Source organism: Pseudoduganella sp. HUAS MS19, from assembly GCF_053615455.1.
In genome coordinates this window covers 842,486-857,741 of sequence record NZ_CM132133.1, presented here as the reverse complement: position 1 = coordinate 857,741, position 15,256 = coordinate 842,486, and the positions used below count along the sequence as shown (strand labels likewise).

The window sequence follows — 15,256 nt, the reverse complement described above, 5'->3', positions numbered from 1 at the left end:
GCCTATACCGGCTTGTGCACCATCAGCCAGTACACCGCCAGCATGGCGATGAATGCCGGATAGCCAAGCAGTTCCCAGCGGCGCGCATAGCGCCAGTATTGTTCCGGCAGTACGGTGTTGGCGGCATGCGCCGCCAGCGCCATCTTGCCCATCCGGACCTGGTACCACACCACCGGCAGCCAGCATGCGCCCGCCAGGGCATACAGCGCCAGCGAAGCCCTGATCCAGAATGCGTCCAGCGGGTAACCGGCCAGGTGGATCATCCATGCGCCGGACAAGGGTTGCACGATCACGGCTGGCGTGGTGAACCACCAGTCGGCGCGCACCACCAGCCGCGAGACCACGGCAATCGCCTCCACCGAGCGTGAGCGGTTCGCGAAAAACAGATAGAACGCCGTGCCGAATCCGGTGCCCACCAGCAGCACCGAGGACAGGATATGAATGGTCTTGATGGTCAGGTAGTCCACGCTTTTTCCTCAGCAAATAAAATGACCAGGATGGCCAGGATCGGCAGGTTCTTCAGCACCGGGCCAAAGGGGTGCCACAGGTATTCCGGCAGGCAGGCCGCGATCACCGCGCTGTAGCCGAATATCAGCGCGCCTTGCACCAGCCAGAGCGCGCGGCCTGGGCGCATGATGCTGGCGATGCCGCAAGCGGCGTCCAGCCCCGCCGCGCCGTACAGCGCCAGCGTTGCCGCCCACCCGTCCAGGCCAACGCGCGCCAGCATGGCCAGGCTTGCGGCAGCCGGGTAGAGGAAGGCGCTCACCACGGCAGTGGCCAGCCAGACGATGGCCAGGGTCCAGCGCAGCATGACGCTGCGCCAGCTGGCTAACGCACGCAGGCGCAGCAATTCGCGCTCGGACTGTGCGATGAAATCGCCGATGGCACGCGGCGCGCGGCCAAGCAGTTTGCATGCCGCGGCAGCGCCGTCCGCATCGCAGGCCGCCGGGGCGCTCCCTGCCTGCAGCATGCGCCAGTTGTCCGGTGTCAATGGCAAGCCGGGAAGTCTACCGCCCAGCCTGGCAACACAGGCCATCACCGGCGCCGGGATGCGCAGCGTTGGCGCAGGCGGCAAACCTATGGCGCAGCGGTAAGCGCGCAGCATGCCGTCGAAAGTGACGGAATTGCCGCCGGCCAGATCGACTGCGCGCCGCGCGGGTGTCGCGGCATCGACGGCAGCCACCACTGCACGCGCAAGGTCGTCGACATGGACCGGCTGGAAACGCGCCTCTCCCAGGGCCGGCGAAGCAATGACAGGCATGCTGGCCATCTTGCAAAACATCGCCGCCGATTCGCCATCCTGGCCGAATACCAGCGACGGGCGCAGGATGATCCAATCCAGTGGCGATGCCATCAATGCCTCGTCCGCCGCGCGCTTGCTGGCGAAATAGGCGGTGCGGCCCTGCCCGGCGCCGAGCGCCGAAATTTGCACCACGCGCCGCACGCCTGCCGCGGCGCAGGCGGCAAACAAGGCGCGCGGGGCGGCGCTGTGCAGCGCCTCGAAACTTTCGCCCTCGCGTTCGCTGATGATGCCAACCGCATTCACCACTGCGTCGAGCCCGCGCACGCGTACGATCCAGGCGGACGGCTGAACGTCAACGTTGTAATCGATTGCGACATCGCCGGGCAGCACGGCAGCGCGCACGCCGCGCAGCACTTCATGCCCGGCCGCCGCCAGTGCGGAGCAGACCGCGCTGCCAATGAATCCTGATGCGCCGCAAACCAGGATCTTCATTTTCCGGGTTTCGGGATCGACTTTGCGATGTTCCAGCCCATGACCGCAACGCCGGCGACGACACCGGTAACGGACATGATCAGCGCGGTGCGCAGGACAAGAACGGGCGTGGCGCCCTCCACGTCGCTACGCCCGAACCAGAGTGTCAGCAGGATGGGGAATGCGGTGATCAGGAGTGTGCTGGTGCGCACCCAGAATTCGGCCCGCGGCGCCGTGCCGCACAGGTCCAGCAACAGGTTGCGCAGCGCATTGCGCAGGTAAAAGCTGGTAGCCAGGCCGGCCAGCACGGGCACCAGGATTTCGTATGCGATCAACACTTGAAATCTCATTAAACAGTAATTTCTGTAAACACAGAAATTAAGACCCCAAAAAAACGGGCATTGCTGCCCGCCGCCTGTGGCCCGGTCACTGCTTGCCGCGAATGGCCCGGCTGATTTTTGCACTGACGCCCAGGGTCTTCATCAGCGTTTCCGGCTTGTAGCGCAACAATTCATCCGACAACGTTGCCATCACTTCGATGAACTTCAGCGTTTCCTCGATCCGTTCGCGCGTGCCTTCATCCTCATCGGCCATGGCGGGATTGGCCAGGCATTCGGCCAGCGCAGTGGCGGTGGGATCGATTTCGCGCTGGCGGCGTCCGGCCACGATCAGCTTGAACAGCTCCCACACATCGGTTGATGTTTCAAAATGGTCGCGGCGGTCGCCTTTCAGGTGCACTACTTTCACCAGGTTCCACGACTGCAGTTCCTTCAGGCTGTTGCTGACGTTGGAGCGGGCCACGCCCAGCGTATGCTGGATTTCTTCCGCGTCCATCGGGCGCGCGGCCAGGTACAGCAGCGCGTGGATTTGCGCCACGGTACGGTTGACGCCCCAGCGCGAACCCATCTCGCCCCAGTGCAGCACAAAACGTTCGGCTATCGGTTTCAGTTCCATGCCTGCCATTCTATGCTTACACTAATTTCTGTCAAGACAGAAATTAAAAATTTGCCTCGAACGCCAATTCGCGCCCACAATGCATAGCAAATAAATAACGGAGACAAGCATGCCGACTACGAAGCGTCTAGCCAGCATCGATATGCTGCGCGGCCTGGTGATTGTGCTGATGGCGCTGGACCATACGCGCGATTTTTTCGGGCCCGCGCTGTTTGATCCGGAAGACCTGGCAAAGACCACGCCATGGTGGTTCGGCACGCGCTGGATCACGCACTTGTGCGCATCCACTTTCGTACTCCTGGCCGGTACCTCAGCCTTCCTGCGCGGGGCCAGGAGTGGAATTCCTGCCCTATCGCGCTACCTTGTGACGCGCGGCTTGCTGCTGCTGGTGCTTGAAGCGACGTGGATCAGTTTCAGCTGGCAGCTCGGGTATAACGTCACCATACTGCAGGTGCTGTGGGCGCTGGGGATGGGAATGATCTTCCTCGCCGGGCTGGCGTGGCTGCCCTTGCCCGCCATCGCCGTCGTCGCGGCGCTGCTGATCCTGCCGCATAACCTGCTCGACGCTATCCAGTCCAGCCATCCGCTGTGGCTGGCCTGGCACCAGCGCGGATTCTGGCCGGTGGCCGGCAATTATGGGGTGTACCTTGCCTATCCTTTGATGCCGTGGCTTGGACTGATTGCGGCCGGCTACGCGCTGGGGCCGGTATTCCAGTGGCAGCCGGCGCGCCGGCAGCGCTTCCTGCTGGCAGCCGGCGCAGTATTGCTGCTGGCCTTTGTCGTGCTGCGCAGCGGGAATTTCTATGGCGATCCGGATCCATGGTCGCCGCAGGGACGTGGCTTTGTATGGGACCTCATGTCCTTCGTCCGCGTGCACAAATACCCGCCGTCGCTGCTTTACCTGTGCGTGACGGTCGGCATTGCGCTGCCGGTGCTGGCGTGGTTCGAGCGCCTGCGTCCCGTGCCGCTGTTGCTGCTGTTCGGCGGCACGCCGATGTTCTTCTACGTGATCCACATCGCCATGATCCACGTCCTCTCCGGCCCCTACTTCATGCTGCGCTTCGGGGCGACGCCGCAAGGCGGTCCTGCCGGATTTACCCTGCCGAAAGGCTACGAGCCTTCGCTGGGCGTGGTCTACCTTGCGTGGCTGGCGGTGATTGCGATCATGTACGGCCTGACCAAACTCTGGCTGCGCCGCAGGACTCCACGCCCTATGCCGGCAGCAGCCGGCCAGTGAGGCGTTTATAGACGTCGCGGGCGCGCTCCTCGATGGAGGCGTCGAAGCCGGACTGGGCCAGCAGGGTCAGGCCGTTGGTTTCGGCCAGCACGCCAGGCGTCAGCACCAGGCGGCCGGCGCGCTTTTGCACCAGCAGGGGCACGCAGCATTGCTCCAGCAGCTGCGCCAGCACGACGTTGTGCGAGGACACCAGTACCGTGCCGCGGCCGGCCAGTTGTTCCAGCACCGCGGCGGAGGCGGACACCGACTCGAAGTGGTTTGTGCCGCGGAAGATTTCGTCGATGATGAAGACAGCGCGCTGCGGCTCCCTGGCCAGCGCCAGCAGTTCATGCGCGCGGCGCAGTTCTGATTGGTAGAGGCTTTCGCCGCCATCCAGCGCATCCTCGTTCTGCATGCTGGCATACACGGGCAGGTTCGGCACACGTGCAGCCTCGGCATAGCAGAAGCCGAAAGCGCGCGCTGCCAGCAGGTTCAGACCGATCGCGCGCAGCAGCGTGCTTTTACCAATGCCGTTCTGGCCGCTGATGAAGGCACTCTTGCCATCCAGTGCCAGGTCCAGCGACTGCGCATCGGGCAGCAATGGATGGCGCACCGCTTGCAGCTGGATTTCCTGTTCCCATCCTTCCTCAACCCAGCACCAGCAGGTTTGCGCGGACAAGTGGCGCGCCAGGGCGAGGTCGGCATCCAGGCTGGCCACCAGTTCATAGCTCTCGCGCAGGAAGGCAGCGTGTTCGCGCACCAAGCGGCGCGTGAAGAAATAGTGCTTCAGGTTGGAGAGCAACACCCAGTCGGCATATTCGGCCACGCCGGGCGCTGTGGAAAAGGCATTGCGGGCAAGCTTGCCGCGCAACTGGGCGGCTTGCGCGGCGCCGCTCACGTCCTGCTGGCTATGCGCATACAGCTGCAGCTGCAGCGCTTCGGCGACGTCCGTCCACTGCTGCATGCGCGCGTGAAAGGCGATCTGGATCGCCATCAATACCAGCGACAGCACGACAGCGGGAACCAGTGCGCTCAGCCAGAAAAAGCTGGCGGCGGCGCAGGCCAGGAAGGCCAGCGGAACCAGCCGGAGCCAGGCCGACCAGCGTGGCACCGGCGGCAATGGCGACCCGGCCGGCGGCGATTCGGGCCGCGCCGCGGCATCCACGGCGGCCACAAACAGCGACTCGCTGACTTCGGCGCTGGCATTGCGCAAGGGCGCGAGCTGGGTGGCAAGCCGTTCGCGCGCTGCGCTGTCCGCCAGCATCGCGCGGACACCTCCGGACGGCCCGGCTGCCATACCGCGCCGCAAACGCCGATACAGCATCTGGCGGCCGAAAATGCTGGCGCCTTCAGCGACTGCCAGGAGATATGGCGCCAGCAGCAAATCCTGCCAGGTCTGTCCATCCACCGCGCCGTTGCCGCTGGCTCCGGCCAATTCGTCGTAGCGCGCGACCGCGCCTTCGGAGAACGGATACTCCACAGAACCACTCCTTGCCATAAAGTTAAGCGAACAAGTATAGCCGCTTACCAAAAAATCAAGTAGTCCGTTTGCTGCCCGGGGCGGACAGGCGGACACCGTGGACGCTGGCGGACGGCAGCCGCGGCATGGCGGACAACATATAAATCAATGAGTTAGCTGCTGGCACACTTCATGCAACAGCAAGATTGACCAAACCACCAACACCAGGAACAAGCACATGATTCGCGACACCTCACACCAGGACCAAGTGATCGCAGCCCCCGCCAGCCGCTTCCCGCGCCGCAAAGTACTGCTGCTGGTGGCCGGCGTGGCGCTGGCCGCTGCCGGCTACGGCCTGCTGCAAAACTGGAGCGGCAGCGAGCAGTCGATCAGCGCCGCCCGCCTGCGCATCGGCGAAGTCACGCGCGGCACCCTGATCCGCGACGCTGCAGTCAACGGCCGCATCGTCGCTGCCGTCAGCCCGACCCTGTATTCGACCTCCACCTCCACGGTCGAACTGAAGGTGCACGCCGGCGACACGGTCAGGAAGGGCCAGGTGCTGGCCGTGCTGGAATCGCCCGACCTGACCGATGAACTGAAAAAGGAACAGACCCTGTTCAACGAGCTGCAGGCCGAAGTCTCGCGCCAGCAGATCCTGGCCCGCAAGCAGAAGCTGGCCGCCCAGCGCGAAGCCGACACCGCCGAGATCGAGCGCGTGTCCGCCATGCGCACCCTGCAGCGCTACGAAAGCGTAGCGACCGAAGGCATCATCGCCAAGATCGATCTGCAGAAAGCCAAGGACGCGGTGGCTGCCGCCGACATCCGCGCCAGGCACACCAAGCAGGCGGCCGAACTGGAAGGCGACAACGTGTCGCTGGAGCTGAAAACCAAGACCGCGCAGATGGAGCGCCAGAAGCTGTCCCTGGCCAACGCCCAGCGCCGCGTCGACGAGCTGACCGTGCGCGCGCCGGTGGACGGCTTTATCGGCACGCTGTCGGTCGCCAACCGCAGCGTGGTGCAGGCCAATACCCCGCTCATGACGCTGGTCGACCTGTCCCAGCTCGAAGTGGAACTGGAAGTGCCGGAATCCTACGCCAACGACCTGGGTCTTGGCATGACCGCCGAAATCGAAGTGGCCGGCGTGAAGAGCAAGGGCAAGCTGTCGGCGCTGTCGCCGGAAGTGGTGAAGAACCAGGTGCTGGCGCGCGTGCGCTTCGACCGGCAGCCGGAGGGCCTGCGCCAGAGCCAGCGCGTGTCCGCGCGACTGCTGATCGACGAGAAGCCGAACGTGCTGATGGTCCAGCGCGGCCCGTTCGTCGAAGCGGAAGGCGGCCGCTATGTCTACCTGCTGCAGGACGGCATCGCCGTGCGCACCCCGGTGCAGCTGGGCGCCACCAGCGTGGCCGCCGTGGAAATCGTCAACGGATTGAAACAAGGCGACAAGATCGTGGTCGCCGGTACCGAAAGCTTCGAGAATGCCAAGCGCGTCTCGGTCAACAAATAACCCCTACGGAGAGGCAAACCATGCTGCGCATGAATAACCTGAGCAAAGTCTATCGCACCCACATGATCGAAACCCACGCGCTGCGCGGCTTCGAGATCGAAGTCAAGCAGGGCGAATTCGTCACTGTCACCGGCCCTTCCGGTTCCGGCAAGACCAGCTTCCTGAACATCGCCGGCCTGCTGGAAGACTTCACCAGCGGCGACTACGTCCTGGACGGCATCAACGTCAAGGGCATGGACGACAACGCCCGCTCGCGCCTGCGCAACGAGAAGCTGGGCTTCATCTTCCAGGGTTTCAACCTGATCCCCGACCTGAGCCTGTTCGACAATGTCGACGTGCCGCTGCGCTACCGCGGCTTCAACGCCGCCGAACGCAAGGAGCGTATCGAAGGCGCGCTGGCCAAGGTCGGACTGGCCTCGCGCATGCGCCACTACCCGGCCGAGCTGTCGGGCGGCCAGCAGCAGCGCGTGGCGATCGCCCGTGCCCTGGCCGGTTCGCCCAAGCTGCTGCTGGCCGACGAACCGACCGGCAACCTGGATACCCAGATGGCGCGCGGCGTGATGGAGCTGCTGGAGGAAATCAACGCCGAGGGCACCACCATCCTGATGGTGACCCACGACCCGGAACTGGCGCAGCGCACCCAGCGCAACGTCCACATCATCGACGGCCAGGTGTCCGACCTGGTGCGCAAGTCGCCGTCGCTGGTGGTCGCCAAGGAGGCATGAGATGTTCCAATACTATTTCCTGCTGGGCGTGCGCAGCCTGCGCCGCAACCCGGTGCTGACCGCGCTGATGGTGCTGATCCTGGCGGTCGGCGTGGCCGCCAGCGTATCGACGCTGACCATCCTGCACGTGATGTCGGGCGACCCGATCCCGCACAAGAGCGAGCGCCTGATCGTGCCGCGCCTCGACAACGGCCCGCTCAAGGGCTATACGCCGGGCGAGCGCGAAGGTGACGAGATGTCCTACCGCGACGCCGTCAACCTGCTCGCTTCGGGCCAGGGCGAACGCCGCACCGCCGTGCGCGGCGTGGCCGGTTCGATCGAGCCGGCGCGCAAGGACCTGCCGGTCTTCACTGCGGAGGGCCTGTCGCCGACGCGCGATTTCTTCGCCATGTTCGAGGTGCCGTTCGTGCAAGGCGGCCCATGGAGCGAGGCAGAGGACAAGGCGGGCGCCGACGTGGTGGTGCTGAGCCGCAAGCTGGCCGAGCGCCTGTTCGGCAACGCCAATCCGGTCGGCCAGCGCGTGCGCATGTTCGGCGCCGATTTCGCCGTGGTCGGCGTGTACGGCGACTGGAAGCCGGTGCCGCGCTACCACCGCGTCATCGGCGGCAGCGGCGCCTTCGGCGACGAAGACGAGTACTACATCCCCTTCCACAGCGCCATCCGCCACGAGCTGCCGCAAAACGGCAACACCAGCTGCAGCAGCGAGCGCGGCCCCGGCTACCAGGCGCTGCTCGATTCGGAATGCATCTGGATCCAGTTCTGGTTCGAACTGCACTCGGCATCGGACCGTCCGCAACTGCAAGCCTGGCTGGACGCCTACGCCGCCGAGCAGCGCAAGCTGGGCCGCCTGCAGCGCAATGCGCCGAACGACCTGTTCAACGTGATGGAATGGCTGGAAGAACAGAAGGTGGTCGGCAAGGACAGCCGCCTGTCGGCCATGCTGGCCTTCGGCTTCCTGCTGCTTTGCCTGGTCAATACCATCGGCCTGCTGCTGGCCAAATTCTCGGTGCGCGCACCGGAAGTGGGCGTGCGCCGCGCCCTGGGCGCCTCGCGCCGGGAAATCTTCACCCAGTTCCTGATCGAGAGCGCGGTGGTCGGCCTGGCCGGCGGCATCCTCGGCCTGCTGCTGGCACTCGGCGCACTGGCACTGATCGGCAGCATCTCGGCGCAGATCGCCGTCACCACGAAAATGGACTGGGTGATGCTGGCCGTGACCTTTGTCATGTCTGTCAGCGCCGCCATGCTGGCCGGCCTGCTGCCGACCTGGCGCGCATGCCAGGTAACCCCGGCCCTGCAACTGAAATCGCAGTGAGGACATCATGGAAATCAAACCAATCTTTTCCGCGCTGATGCGCAACAAAACCGGTCCGGTCCTGGTGGCCGTTCAAGTGGCGCTCAGCCTGGCCATCCTTGCCAATGCCCTGCACATCGTCAGTGTGCGCCAGGAAGTCGCCGCGCGCCCGATCGGCATGGCCAACGAGGAACAGGTGTTCAACCTCAACGTGCGCCCGCTCACCCTGGGCGGCCATGAGGAGCAACTGGCCATGCAAAGGGCGCAGGCAGCCGCGCTGCGCGCCGTGCCCGGCATCGTCTCGGTGGCGGACACCAACCAGATCCCCCTGTCGGGCTCGGGCAACTACAGCGGCGTGGCCGCCAGCCGCGAGCAGGTGCGCAGCGTCGCCAGCCCGGCGATGTACGTGACGCCCGATTCGCTGGTCAAAACCTGGGGCCTGAAGCTCATCGAAGGGCGCGACTTCAATGCACAGGACGTCATGGAGACCGACCGCAAGGTCAGCAAGGCCTTCCCCAGCGTGGTCATCGTCAGCAAGGCGATCGGCCAGAAGGTCTGGCCCGACGCCGCCAGCTACGTCGGCAAGAAGCTGTACTACGGCACCGGCGCCGAAGCCCGCGAAGTGAGCGTAGTGGGCGTGGTGGAAACGCTGCAAACCCCGAGCGCCGCCATGGGCGCCCAAGGCGAGTATTCGACCATGGTGCCGGCACGCCTGACCAATGGTGTGCGGCCGCCGCTGTACACCCTGCGCGCCGAACCGGGCCAGCTCGATCGCGCCATGAAAGATGCCGAGCAGGCAATCCGCAAGCTGCATAACGGCCAGGTGGTGGTGCGCGCGACGCCCCAGACCGAAGAACGCGTGAAGCGCTATCGCGCCGACAATGCGCTGTGCTGGATGCTGATCACAGTCAGCGTGCTGCTGATGGTGGTGACGGCCAGCGGCATCGTCGGCATGGCCAGCCTGTGGGTGACGCAGCGGCGCAAGCAGATCGGCGTACGGCGGGCACTGGGCGCGCGCAAGATCGACATCCTGCGCTACTTCGTGACCGAAAACCTGATGATCACCACCACCGGGATCGTCGGCGGCCTGCTGGGGGCCCTGGCCCTGAACCAGTTGCTGGTATCGAAGCTGGAGCTGGCGCGCCTGCCGGTCGAATATATGCTGGCCGGCGCCGCCGCATCCTGGGCGCTGGGTATCGCCGCCGTGTACGGCCCCGCGTGGCGCGCCGCCTCCATTTCCCCGGCGCTGGCAACCCGCTCGGCCTGACCCAAGGGCCGGGCTCGGGCTGCGGCGCTCGTGGGCTGAGCCGGCGCCCCCAAACCGCAGGGGGGCAGACCTTCGGGCCTGCCCCGGATTTAGTGGTTTTAATGTATCCTGCCAAGATGCCAACCATCCTCATCATCGACGACAACGCCGCAGTGGCAGTCGCGCTCGAAGTCCTGTTCTCCTTGCACGACATCGAATCGCTGCACGCCGCCGCGCCTGAAGCGGGCCTCGCCCTGCTCGACCAGCGCAGCGCCAGCATCGACCTGGTCGTGCAGGACATGAACTTCACCGCCGACACCACCTCCGGCGAAGAAGGCGTGGAACTGTTCCGCGCCATCCGCAAGCGTCACCCCGACCTGCCGGTGATCCTGCTGACTGCCTGGACCCACCTCGACGCCGCAGTCGACCTGATCAAGGCCGGCGCCGCCGACTACCTGTCCAAGCCGTGGGACGACAAGCGCCTGATCGCCACCGTGCGCAACCTCCTGGAACTGGGCCAGGCCAACCGCGCCCTCAACCAACACCGCAGCGACGAACTGCGCCAGCGCCGCGAACTGGAACGCTACAAGCTGCGCGATATAGTGTGGAACGACCCCGCCACCGAACGCGTGATCGCGCTGGCCTGCCAGGTCGCCCGCGCCGACGTGCCGGTCCTGATCACGGGTCCGAACGGCACCGGCAAGGAACGCATCGCCGACATCATCCAGGCCAACTCCTCGGTGTGCGCAGGCCCCTTCGTGGTGCTCAACTGCGGCGCCCTGCCGGCCGAACTGATTGAAGCCGAGTTGTTCGGCGCCGACGCCGGCGCCTACACCGGCGCCTCCAGGGCGCGCGAAGGCAAGTTCGAAGCCGCCGACGGCGGCACCCTGTTCCTCGACGAAATCGGCAACCTGCCGCTGGCAGGCCAGATGAAGCTGCTACGCGTACTGGAAACCGGCCGCTTCGAACGGCTCGGCTCCAACCGCGAACGCCAGGTGCAGGTACGCGTGATCAGCGCAACGAATGCCGACCTGCCCGCCATGATCCGCGCCGGCACCTTCCGCGAAGACCTGTACTACCGCCTCAACGTGATCGAACTGCGCCTGCCGCCGCTGGCCGAACGCCGCGGCGACATCCTGCCGCTGGCCCGCCACTTTCTCGGCAAGCAACGCCAGCTGCGCGCCGACGCCGAGGCCGCCCTGCTGGCGCACGGCTGGCCCGGCAATGTACGCGAACTGAAGAACGTCATGGCCCGCGCCAGCCTGCTGGCACAAGGCGACACCATCACCGTTCCCGACCTCGGCCTGCCAGCGGCCAGCGCAATGAACGGCCACGTCGCCATCGCCGCCGGCCCCGACCAGGAACCCGACCGCGACGCCATCGTCGCCGCCCTGCAGCGCGCCAGCGGCGTCGTGGCCCAGGCCGCCGCCGAGCTCGGTCTCTCGCGCCAGGCCCTCTACCGCCGCATGGAACGCCTCGGCATCGCCCGCCCATGACCAGCCTCCCGCTCCGGCCCAGCCCGTGTCACACCCTGGGGTCACACCCCAGGTGTGACACGGCCTCTGCTGTGCACCTGCTGGGGCCGTGTCACCATTGGGGTGTGACCCCAAGGTGTGACACGAGCCCGACCGTATAAGATGATGCGGCTCTCGCTTCTTACCCTGTGGTCGGCGTTGGTGGGGACGCTGACGGCGACCGGGATCTTGATCGCGCTCGGGCTGGACCAGCTCTTGCCCCAGCATCCGACCAGCGTGGTCGCCATTTCGCTGCTGTGCCTGGTGCCGCTGGCGGTGATCACCATCCGCGCCCAGTTGCAACGCCAGCTTTCGCTGTACCGGGCCCTGACCGGCACCGTGGCCAGCTACCGCGACGGCGATTTTTCCTTCAGCCTGCACTGGCCGCATAACGATGAATTGAGCGACCTGGTCGCGGCCCACAACGAACTGGGACAGGTGCTGCGCGAACAGCGCCTGGGCCTGGTGCAGCGTGAATTGTTGCTCGATACCATGGTCCAGCATACGCCCGTTGCCATGCTGCTGGTCACGGACAACGATGCCATCGTCTTCGGCAACCTGGCCGCGCGCCAGCTGGTCAATGAGGGCCGCAAGCTGGAAGGCCTGCACCTGCCGGACTTGCTCTCCCGCGTGCAGCCGGCCCTGCGCGATGCCGTAGGCCGCGGCGGCGACGGCCTGTTTACCATCGGCGACAGCGAGGAGGAGGAAGTCTTCCACCTGGCGCGCCGCAGCTTCAGCCTGAATGGCCGTCCGCATGAACTGTTGCTGCTGCGCCAGCTCACGCAGGAGCTGCGCCGCCAGGAGGTGCAGACGTGGAAAAAAGTGATCCGCGTGATCAGCCATGAATTGAACAATTCGCTGGCGCCACTGACTTCGCTGGCCCATTCCGGCGCCGAGCTGGTTCGGCGTGGCCAGACCGGGCGCCTGCCGCAAATCCTGGCCACGATCGAGGAACGTACGCGCCACCTGGAAAGCTTCATCCTCGGCTACGCGCGCTTTGCCAAGCTGCCTGCGCCGCGCCTTGAGCAGCAAGACTGGGGCAGCTTCCTGGCCGCCCTGTCCGATCAGGTGCAGTTCAAGCTGCAGGGCGATGTGCCTGCCGAACCGCACGCCTTCGATGCCGCGCAAATGGAGCAGGCCTTGCTCAACCTCCTGAAGAACGCCCATGAATCCGGTTCGCCTGCCGCGGAAGTAAGCCTGGAGCTGCGCCGCCAGCAAGGCATGCTGCGCATCGAGGTACAGGACCGCGGCCCCGGCATGAGCGAGGCGGTGCTGGCCAACGCCCTGGTGCCTTTCTATTCCACCAAGCGCAGCGGCACCGGCCTCGGCCTGGCCCTGGCACGCGAGATCGCCGAAGCCCATGGCGGCCGCATCGCGCTGGCCAACCGCGATGGCGGCGGCCTGGCGGTGGCAATCATCTTGCCCCTTTGATCCAGATCAAACGCCAGCCCAGACCCTCGGCCTAACTTGGAAAGTGCAGGCGCCTCGCCTGCGCTTCCAGGAGAACGCCATGAAGACAGCCATGGGTTTGCTGCTTGCAGTCGCCGCCGCGGCAGTGCAGGCCGACAATGTCGTCACCAATGTCAACCTCGGCGGCAGTGCCACCGAACAATCCGCCGCTTTTGGCGTGACCCATCTCGAAAAGGGCGCCTTCGCCGACACCTTCAATTTTTCGCCGAGCGCCGGGACTTATTTTGTCGATGCCAGCCTGGTCACCTTGGGCTTCACCCCGCCGACCGACGTGACCTTCACTGCCGCCTACATCAACGGCAACGAGCTGACACTGAGCGGCCCCGGGCTTTTCGAGTATGGCTACCTGCTGCCCACGGCGATCGCCGGGCCGCTGGTGCTGACGGTCTACGGCTATGTGGATTTTGAGGATACCGGCCTCACGCCTGCTTCCGCCAGCTATTCGGGCACACTGAACGTCAGCGCGGTGCCGGAGCCCGCTGGATACGCCCTGCTGCTAGCAGGCCTCGGCGTGACCGGGGCGGCAGGCCTCAAGCGCCGCCGCCGGCAGGCTTGAGCGCCGGGCTGGTAAACTGTCGGCCATGACTTCCCGCAGATTTGACCAGCCTGGTTTTCCTCCCGCCACCATCACCGAATTCGAAGGTGTCCGTTCACTGCACCTGGGTACTTCATGGGTGCAGGGCGCCATGCGCCTGTCCAAGCCCGACATGATCGAGCTGGAGTACGTGCGCATGATGATGATGTGGACCCTGTTCATTCCCGCGCCGCGCCATATAGTCCAGCTCGGCCTAGGCAGCGCGGCCTTGACCAAATTCAGCTACCGCCAGTTCCCCAAGGCGCGCGTGACCGCCATCGAGCTCAATCCCAACGTGATTGCAATCTGCGAAGAGAAATTCGGCCTGCCGCCGAACGACGAGCGGCTCGACGTGCGCCAGATGAATGCGATGGACTTCGTGCTCGACCCGCGCAATCACGGCACGGTGGACGTGCTGCAAGTCGACCTGTATGACGAAGAGGCGCGCGGTCCGGTGCTCGATACGCCGGAGTTCTATCAGGCTTGCTTTGACTGCCTGGGGCCGGACGGCATCATGACCACCAATGTGTTCGGCGACTTTGACAATTACGGCAAGAATCTGCAGCACATGGAACTGGTGTTCGACGCCGTCGTCTGGCTGCCCGAGGTGCACGACGCCAACATCGTGGTGATCGCGTTCAAGCGCGCGCCATCGATCGATTTTGCCGTGCTGTACGAGCGTGCCACCCAGATCAGGAAATCGCTTAACCTGCAGGCCCGCTCCTGGGTAGACGGCATGCGCGACTGGATGGCCAACGCGTAGTATAGCTACACCAGGGAGCGTGCTCCCTTTAAATAGTTGAAGATTATCAAGTAGTTACTAAAATTAATTGGTATTGCGCAACAGTCGTGACGACGGGATTGCCGGGCTTCTTGCAGTGGTTTATATTGCGGGGCCTGTGGTTTCAGGCAAGAAACAATATTGTCAGAAAGACCAAGAGCTACCGCAATGTCCGAAGCATTCCTAAAGCAGCGAGAAGAATTCAGCGACTACTCGATGAGCCGCATCGGCGTCTCGCGTGCAATGTTTGATGAATTCAACCGCATCCTGGCGCCGCATGTCGTCGAGGTACATTTCCGCAAAGGCGACTACCTGCAGCGCGCGGGCGAGCCGGCCAGCGTGGCGTACTGGCTGTACCGCGGCGTGGCGCGGCGCGGCATGCTGACCAAGGACGGCACCGACGTGACGATGGCGTTTTCCGCGGAAGGGGACGCTTGCGGTTCGCACCACGACTTGCTGGCGGCCCAGGACGGCCAGCCGGCGCAGGAATTCATCGTTGCGGAAACGCCGGTGACGGCAATCCGCGTCGAGTGGGCCACCCTGGCACGCCTGCGCGAAGAACACAGCCTGATGCGCGAGTACTACCTGAAGGTGTCGGAGCACTCGATCCGCCGCTATTCGCAAAGCTGCCTGGTGCGCAGCATGACCTCGGCCAATTGCCGGCTGGCGGCATTCCGCGAACAATACCCGGGGCTCGAGCAGCGCATCTCGCAAAAATCGCTGGCCTCCTTCCTGGGTATTACGCCGCAATACATGTCGACGCTCCTGCGGCAAGAACAAAAATGAAAGCCGGGGTCAGGCTGACCCC

At 64.9% G+C, this 15,256-nt stretch carries 15 protein-coding genes; 10 read left to right on the top strand and 5 right to left on the bottom strand.

The window, feature by feature from the left end:
• Window positions 1-2: 2 nt before the first annotated feature.
• From ACWBU6_RS03925 to ACWBU6_RS03910, 4 genes are all read right to left on the bottom strand, one after another.
• The gene (locus tag ACWBU6_RS03925) at window positions 3-467 is read right to left on the bottom strand and encodes a DUF2269 family protein (protein ID WP_452647564.1); all 465 of its coding nucleotides are present in this window, start codon (window positions 465-467) and stop codon (window positions 3-5) included.
• Window positions 455-1,735 (bottom strand): SDR family oxidoreductase, encoded by a 1,281-nt coding sequence (locus ACWBU6_RS03920; RefSeq protein WP_452647563.1) that lies wholly within the window; start codon window positions 1,733-1,735, stop codon window positions 455-457. The genes ACWBU6_RS03925 and ACWBU6_RS03920 overlap by 13 nt, the downstream gene beginning before the upstream one ends.
• Window positions 1,732-2,052, bottom strand: a complete 321-nt coding sequence (locus ACWBU6_RS03915; RefSeq protein ID WP_452647562.1) for a hypothetical protein — start codon at window positions 2,050-2,052, stop codon at window positions 1,732-1,734. Before ACWBU6_RS03915 ends, ACWBU6_RS03920 begins: the two co-directional genes overlap by 4 nt.
• Before the next feature lie 88 nt (window positions 2,053-2,140).
• Complete coding sequence (locus ACWBU6_RS03910) at window positions 2,141-2,668, bottom strand: GbsR/MarR family transcriptional regulator (RefSeq protein WP_452647561.1); 528 nt, start codon at window positions 2,666-2,668, stop codon at window positions 2,141-2,143.
• Window positions 2,669-2,777: 109 nt separating this feature from the next.
• On the opposite strand from ACWBU6_RS03910, the gene ACWBU6_RS03905 reads away from it, so the two are divergent.
• Complete coding sequence (locus tag ACWBU6_RS03905; protein ID WP_452647560.1) at window positions 2,778-3,905, top strand: DUF1624 domain-containing protein; 1,128 nt, start codon at window positions 2,778-2,780, stop codon at window positions 3,903-3,905.
• Here the strand turns inward: ACWBU6_RS03905 and ACWBU6_RS03900 are convergent.
• Entirely contained in the window at window positions 3,880-5,364 is a 1,485-nt protein-coding gene (locus ACWBU6_RS03900) for a MutS-related protein (protein ID WP_452647559.1), read from the bottom strand. The genes ACWBU6_RS03905 and ACWBU6_RS03900 overlap by 26 nt on opposite strands.
• 217 nt (window positions 5,365-5,581) lie before the next feature.
• On the opposite strand from ACWBU6_RS03900, the gene ACWBU6_RS03895 reads away from it, so the two are divergent.
• From ACWBU6_RS03895 to ACWBU6_RS03855, 9 genes are all read left to right on the top strand, one after another.
• Entirely contained in the window at window positions 5,582-6,847 is a 1,266-nt protein-coding gene (locus ACWBU6_RS03895; protein WP_452647558.1) for an efflux RND transporter periplasmic adaptor subunit, read from the top strand.
• 20 nt (window positions 6,848-6,867) lie between these two features.
• Window positions 6,868-7,572, top strand: a complete 705-nt coding sequence (locus ACWBU6_RS03890; RefSeq protein ID WP_452647557.1) for an ABC transporter ATP-binding protein — start codon at window positions 6,868-6,870, stop codon at window positions 7,570-7,572.
• Between the two features lies 1 nt (window position 7,573).
• Entirely contained in the window at window positions 7,574-8,884 is a 1,311-nt protein-coding gene (locus ACWBU6_RS03885) for an ABC transporter permease (RefSeq protein ID WP_452647556.1), read from the top strand.
• 7 nt (window positions 8,885-8,891) lie between these two features.
• Window positions 8,892-10,130, top strand: a complete 1,239-nt coding sequence (locus ACWBU6_RS03880; protein ID WP_452647555.1) for an ABC transporter permease — start codon at window positions 8,892-8,894, stop codon at window positions 10,128-10,130.
• A gap of 116 nt (window positions 10,131-10,246) precedes the next feature.
• Window positions 10,247-11,605 (top strand): sigma-54-dependent transcriptional regulator, encoded by a 1,359-nt coding sequence (locus ACWBU6_RS03875; protein WP_452647554.1) that lies wholly within the window; start codon window positions 10,247-10,249, stop codon window positions 11,603-11,605.
• Window positions 11,606-11,746: 141 nt separating this feature from the next.
• Window positions 11,747-13,054 (top strand): sensor histidine kinase, encoded by a 1,308-nt coding sequence (locus tag ACWBU6_RS03870; protein WP_452647553.1) that lies wholly within the window; start codon window positions 11,747-11,749, stop codon window positions 13,052-13,054.
• 79 nt (window positions 13,055-13,133) lie between these two features.
• Complete coding sequence (locus ACWBU6_RS03865) at window positions 13,134-13,649, top strand: FxDxF family PEP-CTERM protein (RefSeq protein ID WP_452647552.1); 516 nt, start codon at window positions 13,134-13,136, stop codon at window positions 13,647-13,649.
• Window positions 13,650-13,674: 25 nt separating this feature from the next.
• Entirely contained in the window at window positions 13,675-14,430 is a 756-nt protein-coding gene (locus tag ACWBU6_RS03860) for a spermine/spermidine synthase domain-containing protein (RefSeq protein WP_452647551.1), read from the top strand.
• A 186-nt stretch (window positions 14,431-14,616) separates the two neighbouring features.
• Window positions 14,617-15,234 carry a Crp/Fnr family transcriptional regulator gene (locus ACWBU6_RS03855; protein WP_452647550.1) on the top strand — a complete coding sequence of 206 codons (618 nt, stop codon included), beginning with the start codon at window positions 14,617-14,619 and terminating at the stop codon, window positions 15,232-15,234.
• Window positions 15,235-15,256 lie beyond the last annotated feature (22 nt).

Coding starts and splice junctions, on each gene's coding strand:
- ACWBU6_RS03920 (WP_452647563.1), bottom strand. CDS start 1,735: ATGAAGATCCTGGTTTGCGGCGCATCAGGATTCATTGGCAGCGCGGTC.
- ACWBU6_RS03910 (WP_452647561.1), bottom strand. CDS start 2,668: ATGGAACTGAAACCGATAGCCGAACGTTTTGTGCTGCACTGGGGCGAG.
- ACWBU6_RS03905 (WP_452647560.1), top strand. CDS start 2,778: ATGCCGACTACGAAGCGTCTAGCCAGCATCGATATGCTGCGCGGCCTG.
- ACWBU6_RS03895 (WP_452647558.1), top strand. CDS start 5,582: ATGATTCGCGACACCTCACACCAGGACCAAGTGATCGCAGCCCCCGCC.
- ACWBU6_RS03890 (WP_452647557.1), top strand. CDS start 6,868: ATGCTGCGCATGAATAACCTGAGCAAAGTCTATCGCACCCACATGATC.
- ACWBU6_RS03885 (WP_452647556.1), top strand. CDS start 7,574: ATGTTCCAATACTATTTCCTGCTGGGCGTGCGCAGCCTGCGCCGCAAC.
- ACWBU6_RS03880 (WP_452647555.1), top strand. CDS start 8,892: ATGGAAATCAAACCAATCTTTTCCGCGCTGATGCGCAACAAAACCGGT.
- ACWBU6_RS03875 (WP_452647554.1), top strand. CDS start 10,247: ATGCCAACCATCCTCATCATCGACGACAACGCCGCAGTGGCAGTCGCG.
- ACWBU6_RS03870 (WP_452647553.1), top strand. CDS start 11,747: ATGATGCGGCTCTCGCTTCTTACCCTGTGGTCGGCGTTGGTGGGGACG.
- ACWBU6_RS03865 (WP_452647552.1), top strand. CDS start 13,134: ATGAAGACAGCCATGGGTTTGCTGCTTGCAGTCGCCGCCGCGGCAGTG.
- ACWBU6_RS03860 (WP_452647551.1), top strand. CDS start 13,675: ATGACTTCCCGCAGATTTGACCAGCCTGGTTTTCCTCCCGCCACCATC.
- ACWBU6_RS03855 (WP_452647550.1), top strand. CDS start 14,617: ATGTCCGAAGCATTCCTAAAGCAGCGAGAAGAATTCAGCGACTACTCG.